The 4,823-nt window shown below is 65.6% G+C and carries 1 protein-coding gene and 1 pseudogene; both read left to right on the top strand.

Translation table 11 applies throughout. The features are described from left to right. Positions 1-4,444: 4,444 nt before the first annotated feature. Positions 4,445-4,537, top strand: a pseudogene (locus tag BGIM_RS68090) (Ig-like domain-containing protein); the annotation flags it as partial. 39 nt (positions 4,538-4,576) lie between these two features. Next, positions 4,577-4,823: Ig-like domain repeat protein (locus BGIM_RS60050; RefSeq protein ID WP_238537495.1), on the top strand; the 247-nt coding region annotated here is incomplete at its 3' end.

The following is a 4,823-nucleotide window of genomic DNA, read 5'->3' as shown; positions in this document are numbered from 1 at the left end:
GGCTCACGGCGGCCGTCAGCGCCAGCGGCCTCGGCCTGACCCTGACCGACCTCACGAGCGGGGCGTCGGCCTTCCAAGTCACAGCGTTGAACGGGTCGCTCGCAGCCGCCGGGCTCGGCATCCTCGGCAACGCCGGCATCACCGGGACGATCCAAGGGACCAACCTGAGCGGCGTCTCGCTCGGGGACAACATCTTCATTCAGAACGCCTCGCTGGGAGGCCAGGTTACCGTCGGGGGGAGCGTTAACGCGAGTGCCTCCTTCGGATTCCTGGGGGTCAATGTTGCGAACGGCTCTGCGGCGGCAACGGCGAACGCGATGTTCAATCTCGGCAATTTGGAGGGTACCGCGGCGGACGGATACTCGACACTGACCGACCTGACGACCGCCCTCGGCAATGGCGCCCTGTCAGTTGTCGCGGCCAACCCCGGCCCGGCTGACGGTCACACGGGGATCGTCTACGGGACCACCGCCATTCACATCCAGGTCGGCCAAGGGACGGTTTACAAAGTCACGCTCCAAAACACGTCCGTGGCCAGCCCCAAGAGCCTCGCCGACTTGATTGCGAACCTGAACAGCTCCCTGAAGACCGCCAAAGATCCGGCGGGGCACCTCTTTGACCTGAGCAGCCAGGTCCGGGCAGTCGAGAGCGGGGGCGCCGTCGCGTTCACTCTCGTCGGGGGCACCGCCCAGACGCTGACCGTCCGCGACGCCACAAAGTTGGGGTTCAAGGCGTCGCAGTCGAATTACATCGTCCGGCCGTCCGTGTCCCTCGCCACCGACGTGAAATTGCCGGTCGCGCTGGGGAGTTCCTTCAACGGGGTGAACCCCGCCTCCATCGGCGCCGGGATCACGGTCAAGACCCCGGCCGGCGGCATCCCGTTCGACCTCGACTTCGGCTCGCTGCTGGAGACGCCGTTCTCGCAGTATGTTGCCGTCGATCTCGGCCAGCTAAACAATCTCACCGGGTTCAACTTCCAGACATTCGCCACCGCTCTCAACCTGGGGCTGACCTTCCTCACCGACACCGTGAAGGGCGCCACGAATGCGGGCACGCCCGGCTTGGCGTTCCTCGACGAACGACTGCCTCTGGTCAACGTGAGTCTCCGCGACATCCTTGACTACGCGACTTCCTTCAACGGGTTCTTGACGCAATTCGTGAACGACCCGGCCGCCAACCTGCAGGCCGTGGCCGGCAAGATCGAGAGCCTGCTCGGCCCCGGCTCGAATGTCACCTTGGGGTTCGACACCTCCGTGACCGGGACGAAGACCGCCCCGGCAAACGGCGTCCTGGGCGGCACGGCAAACTTCCAGCTTGTTCTCGACGGCGGGACGCCGGTCAACGTCACCGTGCCGGCGGACGCGGCCAATCACGACCTGGCCGGTCTGCTCGCGGACATCAACACCGCCCTGACCGCCGCGGGATTGGGTGGCAAGGTCGTGGCGGAATCCAGCGGCGGATACATCGACTTCCGGGCGGTCGGCGCGGCCCCCGTGAGTTCGATCGTGGTGCGGGGCATCCCCTCGGGCGACCCGGCCGCCACCGCCTTGGGGTTCGGCAACGGGCAGGCCTCGGAAGACGCCCTGCGACTCGACCTGTCGTACACCCTCGCCAGCTACACGAACACGTTCACGCCGACCCTGAACCTTTCCGACGGCAAACCGATCAGTTTCAGCGCCTCGACGACGGCGGAACTGAACGCGGCGGCAACATTCCAGCTCGCCTTGGGAATCGGCCTGAGCGGCGACCACAAGTTCACGCCGTTCCTCTACGACTTCAATGCGGCAAGCCAGACAGGAACCGGGCTGGTCCTGAGCGCCTTTGCCGCCGCCAACCCGCTCAATGTGGCCGCCAATCTCGGCCCGATCGGCGTGTCAATCCAGAATGGATTCGCCGTCATCAACTCCGACGGCCTGCCTGACTCCTCCACCCCGGCGAGGATCGTCCTCGGACTTAAGTCGCCGACCGCCGGAGCGCCGCCGACGACGCTCGCCGGCCGCCATACCCTCACCGACCCGATCCTCCGCGACCTCGGGGTCGCCCAAGCCGACGCCAAGATCGGCGTGAACCTGCCGATTTATTACGGCAACGCCACCACGACGCCGCTCCTCACATTGGGGCTGGCGGCCGACCTGACGGACCCGCTCCACCCCACGATCTCACCCGACCCGACGACAATTGGCCAAGACATTGACTCCGCGCTGAGCCAGGTCTCTTTCACCCAGGCATTAAGCGGCCTGTCCGCCGGCTTCGACGCTTTGTTCGCGCCGCTGCTCAACGGAATCAAGGACCGTGTCCTCGCGAGCAACCTGCCCCTGATCGGTCCGGGAATCGCGGCGGCGGCGGACTTTCTTCTCGACCTGAAGGACAGTTTCGACGTCGCGCTCACGACCGCGACGGACACGGTGGCGAAGATCGAAACGTCGATCTATAACGAGTTCGGCCCGGCGGGCCTGAACTGGCTGCAGCCGATCCCCGGCAACAAGGAGACCGGCGTAGGCCATTACATCCTCGACAAGTCATTCTTGGGCGGCCCCCAAGGCGCGGGCGTCCAGTTCTACGTCCATCTGAAGCAAACTCTGGCTTCGTTCCAGGTGCCGCTCTCGGCCGACTTGGGCATCCCCGGACTGGGGCTGAAGGTCAATGGCAGCGCCTCCCTGAAGCTCGGCTGGGACCTGGAACTCGGGTTTGGGATGAACACCACCGAAGGCTTCTACATCAACTCGTCGAAGCGGAACGCCGCCAACATGTACCCGACGAAATTCGGCATTACGACAGATCTCACGCTGTCCAACCCGAATTCGACGCTGCCGCCGAGCATCACCGGGAACCTGGGCTACCTCAACGTCACCGCCACCGACGACGTGAAAGAGCCGACCAGGTTCAGCGGCGGGTTTTCGGTCACGCTGACCGATCCGGGCGTGGGCGCCGGGTCCGACCAGCACCTGACGTTTTCAAAGCTGGCCACCGCCGGCCTCTCCAAAGTGGTGGACGCCGGCTTCAAGGCGGAGGCCAAGGTCAACCTCGATCTCTCGACCAACTTCGGTGACACGACCGGCCCCAACGCCGACGAAACCGGAACCTTGCCCCAGCTGCGCACGGTTTTTCGGCTCGACTGGTTGTTCAACGCCACGACGATGGCCGGGATATCGACCTCGTCGCCGACGGTCAAATTCGACAACGTCCAGATTAACCTCGGCTCGTTCCTCGACCGGTTCGTGCGTCCGATCCTCGCCGACATCAAGCAGGTCATCGCGCCGATCCAGCCGGTGATCGACGTTCTGACGCAGCGGCTCCCGGTGATCTCCGACCTTGAGGGCCGTGACATCACGCTGCTCGACCTGGTCAAGCTCTTCAGCCCCGCGAACAGCAAGGCGGGTGACTTCCTCGACGCCATCGTCAGGCTGAACACCCTGATCAACAGCATTCCGGCGCCCGGCAGCCAGGCTTCCACTTGGATCGACTTGGGGTCGTTCACCGTCAGTGGCGCGGCGGCCAAAGACCCGGCCATGGCGGACAAATTGAAGCCCGCGCCGCTGTCGGCCGCCACGCTGGCGCAGCTCAAGGCGAAGAGCCTGGCCGAGGAAAAGGCCAAGGCCGGGCCATTCATGAGCAACCTCAGCTCGCTCAATTCGGTGGCGGGCGGCGGCATCGCGTTCCCGATCTTCTCTGACCCGTCGTCCGCCTTCCAGCTGCTGCTGGGCAACGACGGAGGCGGCACCCCGCCGGCGCTCTTTGAACTGACCCTGCCGACGCTCTCCCTGGGCCTGAAGTACACGCAGACGTTCCCGATCTTCTGGCCGCTGTCGGCCCAGCTCTCGGGCGAGGTGAAGGCGACGTTCAATTTCGCCTTCGGCTTCGACACTAAGGGGATCAGCGAGTACCGCGCCTCGAATTCTGCGGACCCCAGTTTGCTCTTCGACGGGTTCTACATCAAAGACGCGCCGACCGACAACCAAGTGGCCCTGTCTGTCGGAATCGCCGCCAGCGCGGTCCTCGATCCGCTGGCGGGCATCGTGACGACCGGGGTGACCGGCGGCCTTTACGCCAACGTCAACTTCCACCTGCACAACGACGACCCCGATCCCCGGCTCCGCTTCAATCAGATCGCGGACCAACTCCGGACCAACCCCCTCGGGCTGTTCGACGTGAACGGTTCGTTCACCGCGAAGCTGTCGGCGTTTATCCAGCTCTCCTTCCTCGGCCAGTCGTGGCGGTATGAAAAGCTCTTCGCCGAAGGCACGCTGCTGTCGTTCGACACCGCGCCCCCGCCCGGTCCGGGCCGGGTGGCGATGAGTTTGGGATCCGCGCCGTCCGAGACGGACTACGGACAGGCGATGACGCTGACCGCGACCGTCCGCGCGACCGGCGCCGGTCCGGGAACGCCCGTCCCCCAAGGAACCGTCCAATTCGTCGAGTCCAATTCGTCGACACGACGACCGGCATGCCCCTCGGCGGGCCGGTCTCCCTTTCGCCGGACGGGGTGGCCACGCTCAGCGTCCCGGATTTGCAACCCGGCACCCACTATATTCAGGCGACGTACACCCCGACCAACGCCTACCGGCCGAGCCAGAACGTGCTGACCCAAGTTGTCACGGCCGCCAGCACGACGACGACCGTGAGTTCGACCCCGGCCGCGCCAGTGTACGGTCGGCCGTTGACCTTCACGGCCACCGTGGCCACGACCGAGCCTGGCGCCGTGGCCCCGACCGGAACCGTGCAATTCTTCATCGACGGGACCGCCGCGGGGGCGCCCGTCCCCGTCTCGACCGCCAACGGACTGACGACGGCCGACCTGGAATTCTCCGGGCTGCTGTCCGCGG

The sequence above is a fragment of the Zavarzinella formosa DSM 19928 genome (genome assembly GCF_000255705.1).
In the GTDB taxonomy this organism is placed as follows: Bacteria; Planctomycetota; Planctomycetia; order Gemmatales; family Gemmataceae; genus Zavarzinella; species Zavarzinella formosa.
This window is presented reverse-complemented; position numbering and strand designations above follow the sequence as displayed.